The sequence below is a fragment of the Afipia massiliensis genome (genome assembly GCF_014203115.1).
Lineage (GTDB): Bacteria > Pseudomonadota > Alphaproteobacteria > Rhizobiales > Xanthobacteraceae > Afipia > Afipia massiliensis.
Genome location: NZ_JACHIJ010000005.1, coordinates 485,726 through 504,488 on the forward strand (window position 1 = coordinate 485,726; position 18,763 = coordinate 504,488).

Annotated in this window: 18 protein-coding genes; 12 read left to right on the top strand and 6 right to left on the bottom strand. The window is 58.8% G+C overall.

Features of this window, described 5'->3' with window-relative positions:
- Position 1 precedes the first annotated feature (1 nt).
- The 5 genes from HNQ36_RS19200 to HNQ36_RS19220 are packed head-to-tail and all read left to right on the top strand — an operon-like array spanning position 2 to position 3,885.
- Positions 2-535 (top strand): hypothetical protein, encoded by a 534-nt coding sequence (locus HNQ36_RS19200; RefSeq protein WP_184087646.1) that lies wholly within the window; start codon positions 2-4, stop codon positions 533-535.
- A gap of 3 nt (positions 536-538) precedes the next feature.
- A complete protein-coding gene (locus HNQ36_RS19205) occupies positions 539-706 on the top strand; it encodes a hypothetical protein (RefSeq protein WP_184087648.1) in 168 nt (55 codons plus the stop codon).
- A gap of 20 nt (positions 707-726) precedes the next feature.
- Positions 727-1,515 (top strand): metallophosphoesterase, encoded by a 789-nt coding sequence (locus tag HNQ36_RS19210; protein WP_347339985.1) that lies wholly within the window; start codon positions 727-729, stop codon positions 1,513-1,515.
- 16 nt (positions 1,516-1,531) lie between these two features.
- The gene (locus tag HNQ36_RS19215) at positions 1,532-3,616 is read left to right on the top strand and encodes an AAA family ATPase (RefSeq protein WP_184087650.1); all 2,085 of its coding nucleotides are present in this window, start codon (positions 1,532-1,534) and stop codon (positions 3,614-3,616) included.
- On the top strand, positions 3,613-3,885 hold the full coding sequence (locus HNQ36_RS19220; protein ID WP_062316517.1) for a hypothetical protein: 273 nt from the start codon (positions 3,613-3,615) through the stop codon (positions 3,883-3,885). The genes HNQ36_RS19215 and HNQ36_RS19220 overlap by 4 nt, the downstream gene beginning before the upstream one ends.
- 142 nt (positions 3,886-4,027) lie before the next feature.
- Here HNQ36_RS19220 and HNQ36_RS19225 read toward each other — a convergent pair whose 3' ends face one another.
- Positions 4,028-5,374 (bottom strand): type II toxin-antitoxin system HipA family toxin, encoded by a 1,347-nt coding sequence (locus HNQ36_RS19225; RefSeq protein ID WP_184087652.1) that lies wholly within the window; start codon positions 5,372-5,374, stop codon positions 4,028-4,030.
- Positions 5,364-5,705 carry a helix-turn-helix domain-containing protein gene (locus HNQ36_RS26605; protein WP_062316514.1) on the bottom strand — a complete coding sequence of 114 codons (342 nt, stop codon included), beginning with the start codon at positions 5,703-5,705 and terminating at the stop codon, positions 5,364-5,366. The genes HNQ36_RS19225 and HNQ36_RS26605 overlap by 11 nt, the downstream gene beginning before the upstream one ends.
- Before the next feature lie 395 nt (positions 5,706-6,100).
- Here HNQ36_RS26605 and HNQ36_RS19230 point away from each other — a divergent pair, with 395 nt between their 5' ends.
- The 3 genes from HNQ36_RS19230 to HNQ36_RS19240 all read left to right on the top strand — a co-directional run bounded on the left by HNQ36_RS19230 (position 6,101) and on the right by HNQ36_RS19240 (position 8,487).
- The gene (locus HNQ36_RS19230) at positions 6,101-6,271 is read left to right on the top strand and encodes a hypothetical protein (protein ID WP_184087654.1); all 171 of its coding nucleotides are present in this window, start codon (positions 6,101-6,103) and stop codon (positions 6,269-6,271) included.
- A gap of 239 nt (positions 6,272-6,510) precedes the next feature.
- Positions 6,511-6,930: an antitoxin Xre-like helix-turn-helix domain-containing protein gene (locus HNQ36_RS19235; RefSeq protein WP_246395442.1), complete on the top strand. Its 420-nt coding sequence runs from the start codon at positions 6,511-6,513 to the stop codon at positions 6,928-6,930.
- A 387-nt stretch (positions 6,931-7,317) separates the two neighbouring features.
- Positions 7,318-8,487, top strand: a complete 1,170-nt coding sequence (locus tag HNQ36_RS19240) for a S1C family serine protease (protein ID WP_184087656.1) — start codon at positions 7,318-7,320, stop codon at positions 8,485-8,487.
- 1,298 nt (positions 8,488-9,785) lie between these two features.
- On the opposite strand, the gene HNQ36_RS19245 is transcribed toward HNQ36_RS19240, so the two are convergent.
- Complete coding sequence (locus HNQ36_RS19245) at positions 9,786-10,241, bottom strand: pseudoazurin (RefSeq protein WP_184087658.1); 456 nt, start codon at positions 10,239-10,241, stop codon at positions 9,786-9,788.
- Between the two features lie 308 nt (positions 10,242-10,549).
- Positions 10,550-11,272 (bottom strand): Crp/Fnr family transcriptional regulator, encoded by a 723-nt coding sequence (locus tag HNQ36_RS19250; protein WP_184087660.1) that lies wholly within the window; start codon positions 11,270-11,272, stop codon positions 10,550-10,552.
- Between the two features lie 808 nt (positions 11,273-12,080).
- Here HNQ36_RS19250 and HNQ36_RS19255 point away from each other — a divergent pair.
- From HNQ36_RS19255 to HNQ36_RS19265, 3 genes are read left to right on the top strand one after another with little or no spacing between them, the layout of a single operon-like run.
- Positions 12,081-13,427 (top strand): hypothetical protein, encoded by a 1,347-nt coding sequence (locus HNQ36_RS19255; RefSeq protein WP_184087804.1) that lies wholly within the window; start codon positions 12,081-12,083, stop codon positions 13,425-13,427.
- Positions 13,428-13,443: 16 nt separating this feature from the next.
- A complete protein-coding gene (locus HNQ36_RS19260; RefSeq protein ID WP_184087662.1) occupies positions 13,444-13,941 on the top strand; it encodes a DUF2249 domain-containing protein in 498 nt (165 codons plus the stop codon).
- On the top strand, positions 13,938-14,255 hold the full coding sequence (locus HNQ36_RS19265; RefSeq protein ID WP_184087664.1) for a metal-sulfur cluster assembly factor: 318 nt from the start codon (positions 13,938-13,940) through the stop codon (positions 14,253-14,255). Before HNQ36_RS19260 ends, HNQ36_RS19265 begins: the two co-directional genes overlap by 4 nt.
- Before the next feature lie 87 nt (positions 14,256-14,342).
- Here the strand turns inward: HNQ36_RS19265 and HNQ36_RS19270 are convergent, their stop codons facing one another.
- The gene (locus HNQ36_RS19270; protein WP_184087666.1) at positions 14,343-15,209 is read right to left on the bottom strand and encodes a ferritin-like domain-containing protein; all 867 of its coding nucleotides are present in this window, start codon (positions 15,207-15,209) and stop codon (positions 14,343-14,345) included.
- A gap of 214 nt (positions 15,210-15,423) precedes the next feature.
- Complete coding sequence (locus tag HNQ36_RS19275) at positions 15,424-16,134, bottom strand: Crp/Fnr family transcriptional regulator (protein ID WP_184087668.1); 711 nt, start codon at positions 16,132-16,134, stop codon at positions 15,424-15,426.
- 368 nt (positions 16,135-16,502) lie between these two features.
- On the opposite strand from HNQ36_RS19275, the gene HNQ36_RS19280 reads away from it, so the two are divergent.
- Positions 16,503-18,755: a NosR/NirI family protein gene (locus HNQ36_RS19280; RefSeq protein ID WP_184087806.1), complete on the top strand. Its 2,253-nt coding sequence runs from the start codon at positions 16,503-16,505 to the stop codon at positions 18,753-18,755.
- Positions 18,756-18,763: the final 8 nt, after the last annotated feature.

Below are 18,763 nucleotides of genomic sequence, written 5' to 3' on the forward strand. Positions count from 1 at the left end.
GATGGCGCAAATCGTCAACGACTGGCGCCTCGACTTCATGCGAGCGCACCCTCGCCTGTTCGACGTCATGCCCGGCGAGCCGGAGCATTCCTTCGGCTACCCGCTCTGCAACGAGGGCTGGCGCGAAGTACTGGAGAATCTCTGCATCAGAATCGAAGCCGTGTTGCAGCAGGGCGAGACATTTGCGTTTGTCCGCATCAAACAGAAGATGGGCATCCTCCGCGTCGACTGGGATGGCGGAATCTCCGACGAGACCGAGATCCGGGTCGTTGAGGCCGTCGATCTTGCGACGGCGCGTTCAGCCTGTACCTGCGAAATCTGCGGTATCGAAGGGACGCTTTACAGCAACCGCGAATGGCTTGCGACGAGGTGTAGTCGACACGCTACGGGCGATCCGGTCCCGCGACGGCCTGGCTTCGAGAATGTCCACCTCTTGCGCCGGAGACCAAGTGGGTCGGACATGTACCACGCGCGGTACGACCGGGACACCGACACATTGACCGAGATTGAGCCGCCGTCGGACTCGGATGAATAGGCGATGTCCAGATTTCGCTACCACGGCCGCGGCCGGGGAGGCACGTTCGTCTACAACGGTCGGCACGCCTGTCCGAACTGCGGCTCGCCGGATGTGCAGTTTGCCTTGGGCATTGAAGAACTGTCGGACGATGACCCACTCATAGATGCCTTGAAGCGGCTGACCGAATAAGACGACAAGAAGGACGGGGAGTGAAGGCAGTGTTGCTGTGGATCCTCTCAGACCTCCACATCGAGTTGACCCGCGGCTGGGACCTGCCGCCGCCACGCGAGCGTCCCCGCTTCGATATCATGGTCGTCGCAGGCGATCTGATTCCGAGAATGGAGCGAGGCGTGCGCTGGCTGCTCGAGCGAGTAGCCGATCAACAGGTAATCTATGTCGCAGGAAACCACGAGTTTTATGGGGCGGACATCGATCGAACCGTCGAAAAGGCTCGCCAAACCGCGGCTGGCACCAACGTCCGAATCCTTCAGAATGAAAGCGCAATGATCGACAACGTTTTCTTTCTAGGCGCAACGCTTTGGACGGATTTCGAGTTGTTCGGCAATCGTGACTACGCGATGAACTCCGCGGCCAGCGTCATGAACGACTATCGCAAAATCAGGAAGAACTCCTACAGAGAGCGCCTCCGTCCGACCGATACCCTCAGCCGGCATTTTGACTCCCGCGAATTCATCGCGCGCTCTGTCCGCGAAATAGATGCGCGACGCAAGGTCGTGGTCTCGCACCATGGTTGCGTCCGTGAAGCCATCCGGACGGGCATGGAACACGATATAATATCTGCCGCTTACGTGAGCGACTGCTCCGAACTCCTGCACGGGGTAGATCTCTGGATCTATGGCCACACCCACGAGCGCCGCGAGTTCACGATCGGCGGCACGCGCATCGTTAGCAATGCGAAGGGATACGGTCCTTGGTTGCCGAGTCAGCGCAGTTGGGACAACCCACTCTTTGATCCAAATTTGGTTGTCGAAATCTGATGGTGGAGTGCGAGGCATGGACTCGCAGAAGTTTCCGACCGATCTCCTCGCGAGGGCTTACCTCGACATGTTAGCCACGGAAGCTGGAACAAACAGCAGTCCGCTCTTACGCAGCGGCAATCCCGACGATCCGATCGAGAGATTAATTGATGATTTGTCGAGGCCCCCAGAGTCCGCAGGTCGGACATCGATACGAGCCGACCTTGCAGCTGCTGCAGTCTTGGTCGCCCGCGCGATTGAGTCAGTAAACGGACTCACCCGCGATCTGCGCCGAGGCTGTCCTGTCGTGTCGCTCGCCACCCATAGAGCCGAGGTGGTCTCCCTGGTTAAGCAGGTTCTAGAAGCCTGCGCTTTTGGCTCTGAAGCAAAAGTGCTCGATGAACGAACCTTCGATCGCGGCTACACGCATCCCGTATTGCTGCTGGCCAGAGACGGCACCTCCAAGGACGCCAAGGCGGAACGAGGAAATGACACCGTTGCAAGCGCGCTGCACGCCCGCGCGCCGATCTTCGGCATTGCACCTGATCCGCGTCGTCATCTGGCGCGCGATCTCCTTCGGGCGGCGGAACACCATCTTTCCCTGAGTCAGCTCGATGCCTCCGCCATCGCGCTGGTGATCGAAGCCGTCACAGGAAGGCCTCCCAGCCTAACAGTGGACGAGCAGCTCGTCCGAGCCGTCGATATTTCAGACCTCGCGCTGTCGGTTCGATCGGATCGTACGGCAGATGATTGTATCAAGCGGCTCGAAAGGATCGTCTCTACAAAATCTTTCTTTGACCATCGTGGTCCAAGCTTAGAGGAGCTTGCCGGCTACGGCGAAGCGCGCGAATGGGGGCTCAATCTTGTTGCCGATCTGCGTGAGTACCGAGCGGGCCGCCTTGATTGGGAATGTATGGAAAAGGGCTTACTCTTGGCTGGAGCACCTGGCGTAGGTAAGACGCAATTTGCGCGCGCGGTCGCAAAGTCTTCAAATGTGCCCCTCGTAGCAACGTCTGTCGCCGATTGGAACGCGTCCGCCTATCTTTCGGGTACATTGACCGCGATCAAAGAGTCGTTCTCGCGGGCACAACAACTCGCGCCCTGTATATTGTTTATCGACGAATTGGACGGAATATCGGATCGGGCAACACTAACCTCCGACTACAGGGAGTATTGGACACAGATCGTCAATCTTCTCCTGGAGCAATTAGCTGGCGTCGAAGATCGCCCCGGCGTGGTCGTGATCGGAGCAACAAATCACCCCGACCATATCGATCCCGCAATACGGCGCGCAGGACGTCTCGATCGAACGATCGAAATCGAGCTACCTGACGCCGAGAACCTGGCGGCGATCTTCCGCTTTCATCTCGGGGAAGACGTCCTGCCCAAAGTCGATTTGATGCCGGCCGCCCTCGCGGCGTTAGGTAAAACCGGTGCCGATATTGAGGCGTGGGTCCGACGGGCGAAGTCACGTGCCCGCCGCGCCAAACAAGACCTCGTCTTCGGCGATCTCCTTCACGAGATCCGATCTGGGCGGGAAGGGTTGCCGGAAAGCTTGAGGCGGACCTGTTCCGTCCACGAAGCCGGGCACCTCATCGTAGGCGTCGCTTTGGCTGTGTTCGAGCCTCAGGCGTTGACGTTACTCGATGATGGCGGCGCCACGCGCGTCGAACTTTCGCGAGCCAACTCGCAAACTCAGAACGGCATTGAAAACTTCATCACTGCGCTTCTTAGCGGTCGCGCCTCCGAAGAAATCATCCTCGGCTCTTCGCAGGCAACGGCAGGGGCTGGCATTGGAGAGCAGAGCGATTTTTCGAGAGCCACTGCCGCGGCGATCGACCTGGAACTTCGTTTCGGCTTCGGAGTGATTGGTCTGGCGCGGTTTTCGGATCGTGCCACCGAGATGTTACTGCAGGACCCCTCCATCGTGAGCCTGATCACGAAACGCTTAGATCGCTGCCATACGCGGGCACGCGAACTCATCGCTGCGAATCGGCAGACAGTCGAAGCCGTGGCACGCCTTTTGGAACAGACGGGGTATCTGGATCGAGCCGCCATTGACGAACTCTTGAAAAGGTATCCGGTGCGAAATGTGGCGACAGATAACGGGGCGCTCAAATGATCAAGGTGACGATCGAAATCATCCCTGGCGGCTACGCTGAGGGCCGGCGCACGATCGGGCTCATGCATATCGCCAATATCTCTGATCTTGCGCGGCGGAGCGATTACCGGGTCGATTTCACGGAAGGAAACAATCCCCTAACCGGTATGAAGTCGTTCACCAGAACCGTTTACGTGCGCGATCATGATCGTAACCAGAGCGTCTGGTCGCTAATTGAGAAGGCCATCGCCGCGGGGAAGGATGCGGGGTTCGGCCGCGGCTCGAGATAGTGATCCGCCAATGCCGGCGAGGCCAGCAACTAAGTCTGAGCCGACGGCTCGCACCATCTGCCGGTTTCTGAACGCAAAGCGGGCGGCGCCGTTCGACCCCGTCGGCCCCGACGGCGGGACCCGCAACACGGTCAGCCAGCCACTATCTACGGCGGCCTGTCGAAGGCAATTCTTCGAGATCATCTGTCGCTATCGTCGGATCATTCAGGTCGTAGCCGAAGCCTTCGTAGACAAAAGCGCTACGGATAAGCTCGCAGTCTCTTTCACTGACGCCAGCCTTGCGAGTTGTCGGGTACCAAGAGGCGCTGATGGCGTCGATCATGCTGTTGATGATGATCGTCGCTTCCTCTTTTGAGACAAGAAACCGCTCGCACTGGGAAAGCAAATTGGTGCGATTGGCATATCGGCCCCAATCTCCGAACGTCATCGCTAGATCGCGGCGCTCCATGGCGATCATGGGATTGGGTGTCAGATCGTAAGCTGGCGACAATGACCAAGCCGCATCCTTTGCGATGATCGCGTGATTCCGTGGATGATCGTCGGTGTTCGAGATAAGCGCGTTGAAACACACACGACGGAAGAGTTCCGGAAGATCCTTGCCCTGACTTGCTGTTGCGGCACGCCGTATTTCATCGGCGAGCAATAGATAGGACCATTTCCCACGCTTGTCCGCATCGTTGGGCGAGTCGTCTGCATCGACTAGGGTCAAGGCGCTCGCCATACGGCTGCGTAAATAACCTCGTTCGGTTTTGTGGCGGTCGAACCGCTTCACCAAAAGCACGTCCCGATCACCGACCGTTGTTAATTGGCTTTCTGCGCAAGAAATTCCGCAATCGCGCGCCAGCGTCAACATAGCGTGTTCGACACGCGGATTATTCCAACGGTCGTCGCGATGCGTAAATTTGGCAAGCCAGAGCGAATTGTCGTCCTCAACGGTTGCTTTTGGGCGGGCGCCGCCCATAGAGGTTCCAGCGTTAAGAAGAGCTTCTGCCTGCTCTGCATCCGCGCCTGCAGGCTTCGGAGCGTCTGGATCTTTCTCTGCGGCCACGATTTGATCGGCAAGTTCGATCAGTTTTGCCAAGTCGAGCGTTCGATTAAATTTCCGCACAGGTGCCGGCGGTTCGGCGTTAAGCCCAAATCCCAAAGCGCCGGCGCGGTCATCCGGCGAGTTGAGTAAGTACTGGATTTCCGTCGGCTCGACGTTACCTAGCCGTTTCTCGATTAATTTCCGTCCCCACGCGTCGGGAGAACTGTCGCGTAGCGCGCCGAAATTGCCGCGTAGTTTCGTCGTGCGGAAGGCCGGCACCTGAAGCTTGAGTTCGACTGGGTCGAATTCGACTCGGTCATTTCGCGAAAGATAGCTTCGGCCATAAACGAATTGGCCAACCGCAGTTCCTTGGCGATTTGTGTCCAGTTGGTATTTGCCTGCGGTTACAGGTTCAGTCTGTCCGGGCAATGTAATGTAGACGAAGCATTCTTCAGAAGGCATTGCTGGGCCCTCCTCCGCTTCGCGCGCGCTCGCGCTCGTCGAGACCGCTGAGGGCGAGGCCCTCTTCGTCAGCCTTTGGATCGGCAACGCTTTCGAGAGACGAAAGCAGGTTCATAGCCCAAAGCATGCCGACGTAGACGCCAACGCTTGTGCCTAGTTTCCCATTCTCCGCATCGGTCAAGACATGCCTGTCCACGCCGAGTTTGGCCGCGAGGTCGACAAGGCTCAGGTTGCGCCGAAGTCGTGCGGTACGAAGGTTGTTGCCCAAGGACTTCAGGGCATCTTGGACAGCAAACGGCGGAGCATTTGTAAGTGCGCTACGAGGTGGCATGGCGTCTTAAGGCTCCCTTATCTACCTTAAAGGCGTCTTATGGTTCCTGACTTAAGTATCATAAATTTGGAGAAAGTCAAGGCTTGGTAGCTTAAACTACCACAATCCTAGATATGGGCGTCTTATGGTTCCAAAAAACCTCAGCCCGCCCAGCAACACGCAGTCCCCACCTGGCATGATGCAACCGCATCGCTCGCCGGGGACGAGGACTTGACGTAGGCGGCTGCAGGCGCCGACATCCTGATCGCGATAGATCCCCGAACATTCGGGCCCGACACCGCCTCGGAGCAGCCAGCGGTGGCGCCCCTCGCAGGCGATTGATGGTGGTAGGAACGGCGGAAGCTAACTTTTCTACAGCCCAATCGCGCGCTATCCTGTTCGAACACAGAGCACGAATGACTTACGAAAAGCAGGGTAAACTCAAACTGATTGATGGAGGCGCCGGCGAAGTCAGACCTCCGGCGGCGCATCAACCCATGCCGAAATGGCAATGGACAATCCTCTGGATCGGGAGCATCGCGATCTGGCTTTTGCTTTTCTATTACTTCTGGCTGGCTTTGCGATAGTTGGCCGGTAGCTCGCGATAAAACCTGACACCTCTGTCAGAGGTCTATTTCAACAGCGGCACAGCCAGATTTTCCACGACGCGGTCATTTTCTATTTAACTATGTCTGTCTCTAATAGGAGGCTGGCTTCCATATCGAACGATCAAAGACCACGCCCGTCTGAAGCAGCAAAGGTGCTTCCGCGCCTCGACAAGTCACGTTTTGCGTCGGCCAACCGACGGCGGCTCAGCGCTCCTGCTTTGCGTACTTTCCTCGCCATTGCGGATCTATGGGGGTTGACTGGAGAGCAACGTCTCCTGATCCTCGGCTATCCGTCTCGATCCACCTATCACAAGTGGTGCAAGCAGGCCCGAGAGCACGGCGACCTTACTCTCGATGTCGACGTCCTCACACGAATTTCCACAGTACTCGGGATCCATCGGGGTCTCGGAATTCTGTTCCCAACGGAGCAACTTGGCGTCGAGTGGCTGCGAACCCCGCACAACGCCATCATCTTCGGCAGGCGACCGCCCATACATCTGGCGACCAGCGGTTCACAGGACGGATTGCTCACGGTGCGGCGCTTTCTCGCCAGCGCCCTTGGCGGTCTCTACATGCAGCCGAACACTATTGACGAGGCGTTTATGTCTTACGACGACGCGGAAATCGTCTTTCGGTAACGAGCGCTTTTACACACTTGCCACGTCGTCTGCCCCCGTCGCAGCGGAGACGGCTGCGACTGCAACAGGCAAAAACTGGAGTTGGCAGATCAGCGCCGAGCATAACGTCTGAGCGATCCTGATTCGAACCGCCGATGGGACCGTATAGCCTGCTCGCTACGAATCAACACTGGATGAAATATGCTCGCGTTCCAGTTTTCGGCATCGCCCTCACGCGGGGAATGCGAGAGCGGCGGACTGGCGTGAACGGCAGGCGCGGCATTTGTTCGCGTTGCGATTTGCTCGATGCCATCCCAGCCCGCCCCTATAACTATAGACCAATCCAGAAGGATTGAAGACGCCAGCGCCAGCGAGTATGGTTCTTGCGGGCAATGGGGAAGTGGGCTGATGAAACGCTGGCGCATCGCAGCGATTTTTGGGCTGTGTTTTTTTGGCGGTTGGAACGACTTAGCGAACGCCCAATCCAAACTGAATTTCGATGAGAAAATTGCCGCGCTTGACGCGTGGACCGTCGGCTATAACCGCGCGAGTGGCAGTTGTTTGACAACTGCCACTTACGGCGATGAAACCACGGTTTGGATAGGTCTGGACGATGATGAAGTTTATCTAGCCCTAACGAACCCCAACTGGCAGTCCATTCAGGAAGGCAAGCAGTACCGCATTCGTATCGCTTCGCTTGCTGGCACCCGTTGGCAGGGCAATTTTTACGGCATAAGCCGAAGTCAAGAAAAGGGAGTGATTTCGGGTGGTCTCAAAGAAGAGTTCGTCAAAGAAGTAATCCGAACCCCCGGAATTGCGGTCTATCTCGGATCGACCCTTATAGCGAAACTCAATCTCGATGGATCGCCGGCCGCATTTGGCGCGATGTTGGACTGTCATTCGAGTCGAAACCCCGGCTCGTCGCAAAAAGCAGGTAGGAGCGTTGGCAAGGTCGTCAGCAGCGGCACCGGCTTTATTGTTTCCCAGCAAGGCCACATCCTTACCAACAACCATGTCGTGGAATCCTGTGGCAACTTAGCGATCGAACGAGCTGGACATTCAAGAGTCCACGGCACAGCACTCGCTAGAGACAAGGCAAACGATCTGGCGGTTCTCAAAACCGGCATCAAACCCGAAAATGTCACCTCCCTAAGAACTAATCTGCGGGTTGGCGAAAATATCGCAGTATATGGCTTTCCTTTATCTAGCCGGTTGGCAACCACCGGCAACTTCACAGTCGGATACGTCAGCGCCCTCGCCGGGTTAGGTGACGATAGTTCAAAGTTTCAAATCTCAGCACCAATCCAGCCGGGCAACAGCGGCGGTCCTGTGCTTGACCACTACGGAAACGCGGTTGGCGTGATCGTTTCTACTGCCACATCTGCGATAATTGCCGACCGCTCAGGCGTCGCTCCTCAGAATATCAACTTCGCAATAAAAGCGAACATCGCAAGGAGCTTTCTTGATGCAAACGGCATTCAGGCCGACAGCCCACCCCAAACCGCTAAAATCTATGAATTCGCGGATTTGGCCGAGAGAGCAAAGCTAACCACCGTTAAAATTCTTTGTGAAAAATAGGAGGTCTTTTTGACAGTAAGGAACATCGCTTCGATTTTCGCGATCATTGCGCTATGTGCGATTCTTCCGCAAAATCGGGCTTGGGCCGGGTCGCGCGATGGAGCCTTCGCCGCAGGTATGATCGGCGCGGCCATCGGCACCGCCATCTTGATGCAGGGCAGCAGGGGCGGTCCAGCTTACTATCACAACCAGCGCGGGCACCGTAAACCGGCTCGATCCAGTCGATCTAGATCGGTAGCGCCAAAAGAAGTAAAGGCGTCTAAAGACCCGTTCGCCGGGGCGGCAGCACCCGCTGATTACGCAAAACCCGTCAAAGCAAGCGGTCAATAACCTACGGCGCATCCCCCGAGAGTCCTGCGTGATCGGCACAGCCGCAGTGCTTCTCCACGCTATTCGTCCCGACGTAACCACGCGATCGACAATCTGTGATCAGCGCTTCAGCGCTCCATCGGCGGAATGAAACAGTCCAAGGTGGTTATGGACTTGACGTTGTCCCTGCTTTGGACCGTGCGACCTCTTACTCTAACTATTCAAAGTCCGTTCCAAGCGCGCAAGCTGTGACTTCTTTGTCCGGGCGCAAAGACGACTACCATGACGAGGCTTATGCATGGCAAGGTCAAGCACGGAAAAATTTGCAATGCGATTGTTCGAGCGGTTACGTCTGAGTTTCGGATTCTTGCCGATCAAAACTCAGAGGGATTCAACAGAGACGGGTGATCTGACCGATGTAACCGTTGCGACACCCTATGTTCCCGCCGCGGCTGAGGCCACGTGTTGTGGCCATTGTTCCGGAAACGCGGCAGGACACATTCCGGAACTGCCCACGCAAACGGCAGGGAAGTTCCGAGGCAAGTTCGAGCCGCGGGATTGAATTTCAAAGCACCGCGAGCTTGATGCCGCGGTTCGCCAAGAACCGCGGCACACCAGCGATGAATTGCCGCAATTGCTGAAGTCCTCGCTATCGACGAGGCCGCCGGCGCAACCGTGGCTCCAACGCCGGCACACTCGCCCAACACTATGAGTAACATTGCCCAAATGCGCGGCGATGACGAACTGGGCGAGAGGCCGTGGAGCATTCGTCCGTATTTTCGTCGGTGATCAACCGGTCAAGACAGATTAAGAAACCGAGAAATGCCGCCCCAGCCGAACGCAGATTCAACAGAAGCACAACTGCAGAGGGCGCGGCGATCAACGGCCAACCGCCCGATCGCCCCGTCCGAGACGCGCACTCTCGTGAGAACAAGCGCCGCCCCGGCAAGCAAAGCCACCCGGGGCCGACAATCCGCTCTGTCCACCGTCTACTTCGCCGCAGCGGCCTGAGTTGGAAGCTTGTCGAACAGACCCGAAAAAACCTGTTTTGCCTTGCCCGTTTGAGGGACTGCTTTGGCTTCCGCGAGATTGCCCGGCGTCCCTACCACGATCAGCGCGACCATACCCATTCCGTAGTGTGGCAGGCATTTCACACCGTACACTCCGGGCTTGTCAAAGGTGACATTGATGTCCTCGCCGAGCTTACCAGCAAACGGCGTGGAATCGGCCGGAAACATTCCCTTGATCGTTTCGGCATTGTGACCCTTGTCAGTCGCCACGAATTTGACTGTATCCCCGGGCTCGATCTTCACCAGCGCCGGTTCGAACACCATCACTCCCTCGGTTCCTCTGTTGAGCATCTTGACCTTGATTTCGGCGGCCAGCGCTGGGCTGGTGAGACCCACAAAAACCGCGATCGTTGCCAACGTCATTATCTTGCGCATTATCGTTCTCCATTGATCATCCGCGACCCGAGCGGACCGTTTCGGCTGTCATTTAGGATGGCTGCCACGTGATGATGTTGAGCCAGCGCAAGCTCAAACTGATTGGCCTCATACACCGGCGTCTCATTCATGAGACGCCGCAAATTCTCGTTCGAGCGCCGTCCCGAACGGTGCATATCCGGAAATTTCGCGGCGTCAGCGCGCGCAAGCCGAACGATAGTCCAGACCCGCCGTCTCTATCGCTGGTTTGATCCCAAAGTCCTTCGGGATTAAATCCGCCAGCGTGTAGCGATCGACGCGGCGGCGCGCTATCTCGGACCTGGTTTGGCGGACGGGGCTTCGTGTCCTTCGGTCAGGCCGAACAGCGCATGGGGATCGCGCAGCACGATCCGCTGACGTCCTCCTTCGACCAAACCGCGCTGCTCCCAGGAACTGAGGATGCGGCTGACCGTATGCAGGGTCGTACCGGTCATCTCGGCTATATCCTGGCGGCTGATCGGAAAGTCAATCTCAATGCCCCCGCCGACCTTCTTGCCGGCCTGCTTCGCCAATCGCAGAAGCACGTGCGCGACGCGCTGCTCAACTTGCTCGTTCGAGATCTCCATGATCCTGGCCTGTGTGTCCTGCAACCGGCTGCCCACGATTTGCAGCGCGCTGCTGGCTAGGCTCGGAAATCGGGCGAGAAGACGAGACCAAGAGGACGATGGCCAGACGAGGGCAATGCTGTCGACCGCCGCGACCGCGGTCGCCGGATAATGCTTGAGGTTCATCGCCTGCGCGACGCCGAACAATTCCCCGGCCGACACGTACCGGACGACGGTTTGCTGTCCTTGAGGCGACGTCTTCTCGACCCGCAGATGGCCGTGCAGCAGAACGAAGAACCGGTCGGCGTCGGCGCCCTGATCGAACACCGTGGTGTCCTTCGGATATCGCACCGAGCGAGCTTCCCTCAGCAGTTCCTCTTGCTCGACGGGCGTCAGGCCGGCGAACATCGGAAGAGCGGCGACCAGCGAGCGGTCGATAGAGGCCATCGTCATTCTCTCTTTCGGTGGCGGACATTAAATCTGTGCAACGTAAACGGCAACTTTTCGCCGGGAAAACAAATATCCGCGCATTCGCCTGAAACCTTGAGCTGGCGCAAACCGGAACCCGGGACAGGGGATACTGACGGGGTAGGTTGATGATGCGACCGCGGTGGCACCGCGGGAGTGGCGCTCCCCTTCCCGGCCGGGCGCTGCCAGATTGTCGCGACCGGCGGTCAACGAGACGGTAGGCAAAGAGTCGGCGCGGATCGGTCGGCTCGCTTAGGCGGCGCTAGAGGGAGTGTCAGTCTGCTTCGGACTCGGCGGAGCAGCAAGAACAGCAGCCACACGTCCAAGGGCGACCATACAAGTATCGGCTCTAATGATGTGGGGGCGGTGGCAGTTTCACCCACCGTCTTTTTCCGCCACGTCGTGCACGAAGTCGTTCGAATGTCCGCATATCTCGTCTCCGGTTCCGCTGCTGCTGTCTGGCCGATGGCATGCTGGCAGTCCTTGCTCGCGGAGCAACCGATAGGCCCACGCGGGATTTGTGCCGCGACAAAGAACCAACGGCCACGACGACTATCGTACGGACAACAACGAGGATACGTCGTGGCGATAATGCACAAGCGGAAGGCCTATCCGGGCCCGCGATCTTCTCTCGCGGATTCAGGCTCTTCTACTTTTTCGGTGCGATCTATGGGGGCGCGACCGCACTCGTCTGGCTGCCGGTGTCCGCCGGCGATCTCTCCCTACCGACCGCGTTCGCCCTGCGGGGCGCCTCCTACATACGCCGCGCGCGGCGCGAGGAATGGCGATAATGGGTAATAATCTTTCCAGGTGGACCATCACCTACTTCGCGGTTGCGATCACGTGGTTGCTGGCCGCCGAAGTGCTGATGGTTGTCGGATTCGGTGCGCCGAGCGCCGACGTCGCGTCTCCCGACACGCTCGTGCTGGTACACGTAGTCTGCATCGGCTGGTTAAGTATGGCACTGTGCGGCGCCCTGTTCCAGTTCGTGCCGGTGCTCGTCGCCAAACCGCTCTTCTCTGAACGATGGACGCTACCGGCGTTACTGCTTTTGAACGCAGGGTTGATGGCGCTGCTGGCGGGATTTCTGGCGTTGGGCGGTCGCATCCCTTGGTCGATCTCCCTGCTTCCAGTTGGGGCCATTATGCTTGTCGCAGGGTTCGCCGCGGTTTCAATCAATCTCGGCCTGACACTCTGGCGGGCCCGGCCGCTTCCGGCTCCCGCACGGTTCGTCGCAGTGGGTGTTGCCTGCATCTGCGCGACGGCGGCGATCGGCACCGTATTCGCACTCGCCCGTTCGGGGCGCATCGCCGAGCCGCTCGCCACGGATGCGTTGGCGTCAGGCGTCTCGATTCACGCGATCGCGGGTCTGGGAGGATGGCTGACGCTCACCGCAATGGGTGTGAGCTACCGGCTGCTGGCGATGTTCATGCTGGCTCCGGACGCCGATGCAAGGAAGATACGTGCGACGCTCTTAACGGGTGCGGGAACCATGGCCATCGCGATCGCGGGAGGTGTTTTCGCGGTCGTCGCAGAAGACGGCATCGACGCTGTACTTGCCCTTGCCGCGATTGCAGGATTGATGACCCTCGGCCTCTATGGGCGCGACGTGATCGCGTTGTTCCGCGGACGCAAGCGTCGCGCCCTTGAACTGAATATCCGCATGACGGCCTTATCTCTGGTCAGTTTGGCTGCGGTCGTTCTGCTCGGCGGGCTGCTGGCTGCCACGGGTTCGTTCGTTCGACACATCGGAGCGTTCGCCTTCCTGGTCGCCTTCGGTTGGCTGTCGGGACTGATCCTCGCAAAACTCTACAAGATCGTCGCTTTCCTCACTTGGCTTGAGGTCTACGGGCCAGTGATGGGACGAACGGCGACACCGCGCGTTCAGGATCTCGTCGTCGAACGACGGGCCTCGAAATGGTTCTTCGTATACTTCCTGGCTGTCTGGGCCGCGACCGCCATGTTGCTCGTCGATGCGACGCTTGCTTTCCGCACTGCCGCGCTGGCCATGACGATCGCGACCGCCGGCATCGTCCGTGAGTTCGCAAGGGCCAGACGTCTCCTCGATGTCGCCGGCGCGCTGCGTCTGCCAGCGGGCGCAATTGCCCCGCGGCTAATGTTTTCCCGTAACTAACCGCAAGGAGCAAGACATGAAAGAATTCATCGACGTGGATGTCCGGCCGATCCTCCGCGCTGGCGGCGAGCCGTTCTCGACCATTATGGCGGCCCTCGCCTCACTTCAACCCGGTCAGGGTCTACGACTTTTCGCGACCTTCAAGCCGATCCCGTTGTTCGGCGTCATGGCCGATAAGGGCTTTGTGCATGAGGAAACCGAACTCCAGGACGGGGAGTGGGAAGTTCTGTTCCGTCCCATAGGCGCGCCGGCGCGGGCGCAGTCGGCGCCTTCCGTGGACGAGTGGCCCGATCCCATCGTGCGTCTCGACAATCGCGATCTCGATCCGCCGGAACCTATGGTGCGAATCCTGGCGGCGGTCGAAACGCTAAGTCCCGGCCAGATCATGTCGGCACAGCTGCGCCGCGAGCCGGTCTTTCTATTTCCCGAACTTGAGAAACGCGGGCATTCATGGCGGGGTGGTTTCACGCCTGACGGTACCGCGTACGAGCTGACCGTAAGGATTGCGGGATGACGATCATCGGCTCCACGCTGGCCGCCAAGGTCAGGGACGCGCTGCGCGTCGTCATCGATCCGGAGCTAGGTCTCAACATCGTTGATCTCGGATTCGTGTACGGCATTTCGGTCGAGGATGGAGCGGCGTGGATAGTCATGACGGCAACTACACCCGGTTGCCCCGCCACCGGGTTTCTCAAGGAAGGTGTGTCCAACAGCGCCCTTCGGGTCCCAGGCGTCAAATCGGTCGACGTCACGATGACGTTCGACCCACCATGGACGCCTGCGCTGATGACGGCCGACGCGAGGGCTGAACTCGACTTCCGGAATTGAACTTCGTACGAACCAAGTGGCATGGTTGCTTCGACCGGTCCGGGCGCCCCTCGCCCACAACTGCCGATGTCGTGAACCAGAATTTGCTCACGCCAATGCCCGCAACCAAGCAAGGCGAGCGATCGCGCACTCTGCGAGCGCCTGCATGGCTTCAAGACGACCGGGATCGCCGGAACTCTCGGCGCCCTCGAGGTAGGCATCAGCCAGCGCCTCGGCGATAATTTGCGCGTCGCATTGTTCAAGGTTCGCGGGAAATCGGCCGATCCCGGCCGCTTGAGCCGACATGCGCGTCGTTTCCTGAAGAAGCTCGCGCGCCCGATTGATCGCTTCGCCTTCGACGCGACGCTCCAGATCGGCGAGCTCTCCTGCTAGACGACGTTCCAGCACCGCCGCATCGACTTGGCCGACATTACCCTGCTCGACTGCGCGCATCTTGTCGTGCTCGCTATGATATGCGTGCCGCCGCTCCTTTCGCAGTATGACGACATGGTCCAGTTCCTCCCGCGCCATGGCTTCAGCGGCCTGTTTGATCTCGGAATCTTCCGCAAATCCAGCTACATATGACCAGAACGCGAATGCCCGCTCCTCATTGCGCACCGCCATGGACAGTGCGCGGTAGGGTGTCATCAGTCTGGAGGTTATAATTTCCGCGGCTGTCTCGCGATCGAACGTTTCGGGCGCCTCCCAGCGCACGAGCGCGGCATCGGGCGCTCTGCCGAGACGGGATTGCGACCAGCGCGCCACACTGTCGACATGTTCGCGCTCCGCCGCGGCAAGTTGCGCGAAGACGGCAGCGAGATCCGGCTTATTCTGACGTTGCATGTCTGCCGCAAGATCGTCGTACTTGCTGGCGGCCTCCTGTTCCATCGCATTCGCAAGCGCAAACAGCTCGTTGAGCGACTGCAGATTTCCTGCGGGCTCTCCTTTCAATAGCAAGGTTCGTGACAGCAGCATGCTTCCCCGCCCGTTTCGATCCGGCACAACGTGATTCCAGAGTAGATAAAGCATATATAATCGGAAGCGGGTTTGACCTGGCTCAAGGGCGGCTTCCGCCGCCGCATCGAGCGACAGGCGAGCGTTCCTGCAACCAATGTGTGACCTGCCCTTCGGTTACGTTGGGGCAGTCCGCAACCGAACTGCGATCTTTTTCTAGGTCTCGGCCAAGCTGTTAGCTGACGATCACTTCTGCGATCGCGCGAAGATCCTTGAGCTTGGTCACGGTCAGCGTCTGATCGCGCGTGAACAGCAACCCACGCTTTTCCCAATTCGTAAGAGCACGGCTCACGGAATAGAGCGTGGTCCCCGCGATGTCAGCAATATCCTTGCGTCGCAGAGAAAGACCTATGGTCGTTCCAAACGACTCCTCTCTGCCGAATTGCCGGACCAGGCGAAGTATCGTGTGAGCTACACGTCTTTCGACGGATTGCGTGGAGACCTCCCGGAGGCGATTTTGCAATTCGGCAAGACGTCTCCCCATGATTCTAAGAGCATTCAGCGCAACCTGAGGATGGCGGTGTATCAACCTGATCAGATCTGCTTCACTCCAGCTTACCACGACGGACGGCGCCATTGTATCGGCATCCGCGGGATATCGATGGTCAGTAAAGGCAGCCACGACTCCAAATATTTCGCCGGACCCAATGAATCTGATGACTATTTGCGCTCCATCGCTACCCGATTGTGAAATGCGCACGATTCCTTTCAGGAGCGCGTGCGCCCGAACCCGAGTATCACCCTGATCGAATACCCTGGCGTCTTTTGAAAAAATGAGGCGCCGAGCCGATTTGCGTGCCTCATCGAGAGCCGCCGCCGAAACTCCTCGAAACAGCTCGATGCTGGCAAGTTCTCGCCGGGATACTGGCGGATCGGAATCGGCCATTTTGCTTCACTTAGTCCCGTGAATTCCGATCATCGCAGTAAATTGCAATGCGGACGCATGTTGAGGGTCGCAATTGTAAATCGATGATTAGTTCCTCTCTTTAACCGGAACCGTGGGGTGTCGAGTTTGCGCCAGCGCAAATCGAACCGCTTTCATTGTTGATAGATTACGGGTGGTCTCCATGAGCGGAAGCGCACCTTTATGATGGAAATACTCGCAAGCCCCTCCAGGCCGTCCGCAGCGACAGGCTGTCTCCAGATCGCGCCGGCGAGCCGATCACGCAAAACTACGTCTGCGTGCGCTCTACGCTCGAAAGGTTTTGCGTGAATCCGAAATCTTGTTTGACCGTGTTCGCTGCCGCCGCTGTCATGGTGTTGGCGGCGTTGGCTTCGTGCACCGCGTTCGCGGCCGACAATCTCGCGACTTACTTGTCAAAAGCCGCGCCGTCGCATTTCTTTCCTAGCGCCGACCGTTTCGGTCCTGTCCAAGGCGATCCGCCAATCGCGCCGGTCTATCAAAGCGATAAGCTGCTGGGCTTCGTTTATCTCAACTCCGATTTCGCCAATGCGGTCGGCTATTCCGGTAAGCCGATACACACCCTCGTCGGAATAGATCCCAAGGGAATCCTGACGGGCCTCAAGCTGGTCGAGCACAAGGAACCCATCGTGCTGGTGGGCATTCCCGAAAAGCGCATTCTGGAGGCCGTCAACAAGTTGATCGGCGCCGACTTGGGAAGCGTGGCGCGAGGTGCCGCGCCGGCTCCGCAGGTCGATATCATCAGCGGCGCGACCGTCACCGTTCTGGTGATCGGCGACAGCATCGTTCGGTCCGCCACCAAGCTGATCAGGAGCGGCCGTCTGGGCGCCCAAGCCAATCCAGCCGGCAGCACGGTGCCACGAGTTTCGAGGACGATCGATCCAGCAAAAAGCGAAATCCGAGATTGGCAGAGCCTCGTCGGCGACGGATCCGTCAAGAGGTTGCTCCTTTCGGTCGCGGACGTGAACAAGGCTTTCGAGAAAACCGGCAACGCCGCCGCGACTGCGCGTCCGGAAGAAGGCGATCCGGACGAAACCTTCATTGATCTATATCTGGCTGATGTCGCCGTGCCGACGATCGGCCGCAGTCTGCTCGGAGACGACGGTTACAATCGTTTGGTTGGCCGGTTGAAACCCGGACAACAAGCGCTCGTCGTCGCCGGATCCGGCCGCTACTCGTTCAAGGGAGCCGCCTACGTGCGAGGAGGGATTTTCGATCGCGTCGAATTGATCCAGGAGACTAACAGCGTCCGCTTCCGCGACCGCGATCACACGCGCTTGGGCAATCTTGTTGCCGAAGGCGCGCCCGACTTCCCGGAAATCGCGTTGTTTACGGTGCCGCCCGAGCTTCCGCTCGATCCGACCGAACCATGGGCGCTGCAGCTCCTGGTGCAGCGCGTCGTCGGCGCGCGGGACAAGGCTCTAGTTACCTTCGATCTCGGCTATACGCTTCCGGAAATCTACCTCAAGCGCGAAGCGCCGCTTCAGCCCCCCGCCACCGCAGCGGCACCGCCCGCCAAGTCGGCGCCCTTGGCTGCTGAGAGGCGTGAAGCCGGTACGCCGCCGCCCGCGACCGACGAAGAGCCGCTTTGGATGCGCATCTGGCGCGGCGACGTCGTCAAGATCGGAATGACCGTCGTCGCGTTGGGCGCGCTTACGCTGATTTTCTTTTTTCAGAACTTCCTGGTCCGTCGCCCGGCGATATACGTCTGGGTCCGCCGGGGCTACCTACTCTTCATCCTGGTCTGGCTGGGGTGGTATGCGAACGCTCAACTCTCGGTCGTCAACGTCCTGACCTTCGTCAACTCGTTGCTGACCGGCTTCAGCTGGGAGTATTTCCTCGCCGCCCCGCTGATCTTCATTCTTTGGGCATCGATCGCGGCTGGGCTGTTGTTCTGGGGACGCGGGCCGTTCTGCGGCTGGTTATGCCCCTTTGGAGCCCTGCAGGAGTTGCTCAACAACATCGCCCAAGCGCTTAAGGTCCCCCAGTTCAACGTGCCTTGGGGTCTGCACGAGCGGCTGTGGCCGATCAAGTACATCATCTTTCTCGGCCTGTTCGGCATGTCACTGTACTCGACCGCGTTCGCCGAGCAACTCGCCGAGGTCGAACCCTTCAAGACCTCCATCATCCTGAAATTTGCGCGCGAATGGCCGTTTGTCCTCTATGCGCTGACGCTGCTCGCGGCCGGCCTGTTCGTCGAGCGTTTCTTCTGCCGCTACATGTGTCCGCTCGGTGCTGCACTCGCGATTCCGGGCCGCATCCGGATGTTCGAGTGGCTCAGGCGCTGGCCGGAATGCGGCTCGCCTTGCCAGCGCTGCGCCAAGGAATGTCCGGTGCAAGCGATTCATCCCGACGGGCACATCAACGTCAACGAGTGCATCTACTGCATGCACTGTCAGGAACTGTATTTCGATGACCATCGCTGCCCGCACATGATCCAGGTTCGGCTGAAGCGCGAGAAGCGCGAGGCTCTTTCTTCGCCCTCGATGCGCAGCGGCGGCAAGGGGCCGAATACCGTCATCACTGCCGGAGGCAAGCCCATCGGCTCGCAGCCTGCTGCTGCCATCACACCACCCGCAACCTGAAGCTTAGG

Bases quoted from the DNA above. Each gene is read 5' to 3' on its own strand.
- HNQ36_RS19200 (WP_184087646.1), top strand. From the start codon at position 2: ATGGCGCAAATCGTCAACGACTGGCGCCTCGACTTCATGCGAGCGCAC.
- HNQ36_RS19205 (WP_184087648.1), top strand. From the start codon at position 539: ATGTCCAGATTTCGCTACCACGGCCGCGGCCGGGGAGGCACGTTCGTC.
- HNQ36_RS19215 (WP_184087650.1), top strand. From the start codon at position 1,532: ATGGACTCGCAGAAGTTTCCGACCGATCTCCTCGCGAGGGCTTACCTC.
- HNQ36_RS19220 (WP_062316517.1), top strand. From the start codon at position 3,613: ATGATCAAGGTGACGATCGAAATCATCCCTGGCGGCTACGCTGAGGGC.
- HNQ36_RS19225 (WP_184087652.1), bottom strand. From the start codon at position 5,374: ATGCCTTCTGAAGAATGCTTCGTCTACATTACATTGCCCGGACAGACT.
- HNQ36_RS26605 (WP_062316514.1), bottom strand. From the start codon at position 5,705: ATGCCACCTCGTAGCGCACTTACAAATGCTCCGCCGTTTGCTGTCCAA.
- HNQ36_RS19230 (WP_184087654.1), top strand. From the start codon at position 6,101: ATGACTTACGAAAAGCAGGGTAAACTCAAACTGATTGATGGAGGCGCC.
- HNQ36_RS19240 (WP_184087656.1), top strand. From the start codon at position 7,318: ATGAAACGCTGGCGCATCGCAGCGATTTTTGGGCTGTGTTTTTTTGGC.
- HNQ36_RS19245 (WP_184087658.1), bottom strand. From the start codon at position 10,241: ATGCGCAAGATAATGACGTTGGCAACGATCGCGGTTTTTGTGGGTCTC.
- HNQ36_RS19250 (WP_184087660.1), bottom strand. From the start codon at position 11,272: ATGGCCTCTATCGACCGCTCGCTGGTCGCCGCTCTTCCGATGTTCGCC.
- HNQ36_RS19260 (WP_184087662.1), top strand. From the start codon at position 13,444: ATGAAAGAATTCATCGACGTGGATGTCCGGCCGATCCTCCGCGCTGGC.
- HNQ36_RS19265 (WP_184087664.1), top strand. From the start codon at position 13,938: ATGACGATCATCGGCTCCACGCTGGCCGCCAAGGTCAGGGACGCGCTG.
- HNQ36_RS19270 (WP_184087666.1), bottom strand. From the start codon at position 15,209: ATGCTGCTGTCACGAACCTTGCTATTGAAAGGAGAGCCCGCAGGAAAT.
- HNQ36_RS19275 (WP_184087668.1), bottom strand. From the start codon at position 16,134: ATGGCCGATTCCGATCCGCCAGTATCCCGGCGAGAACTTGCCAGCATC.
- HNQ36_RS19280 (WP_184087806.1), top strand. From the start codon at position 16,503: ATGGTGTTGGCGGCGTTGGCTTCGTGCACCGCGTTCGCGGCCGACAAT.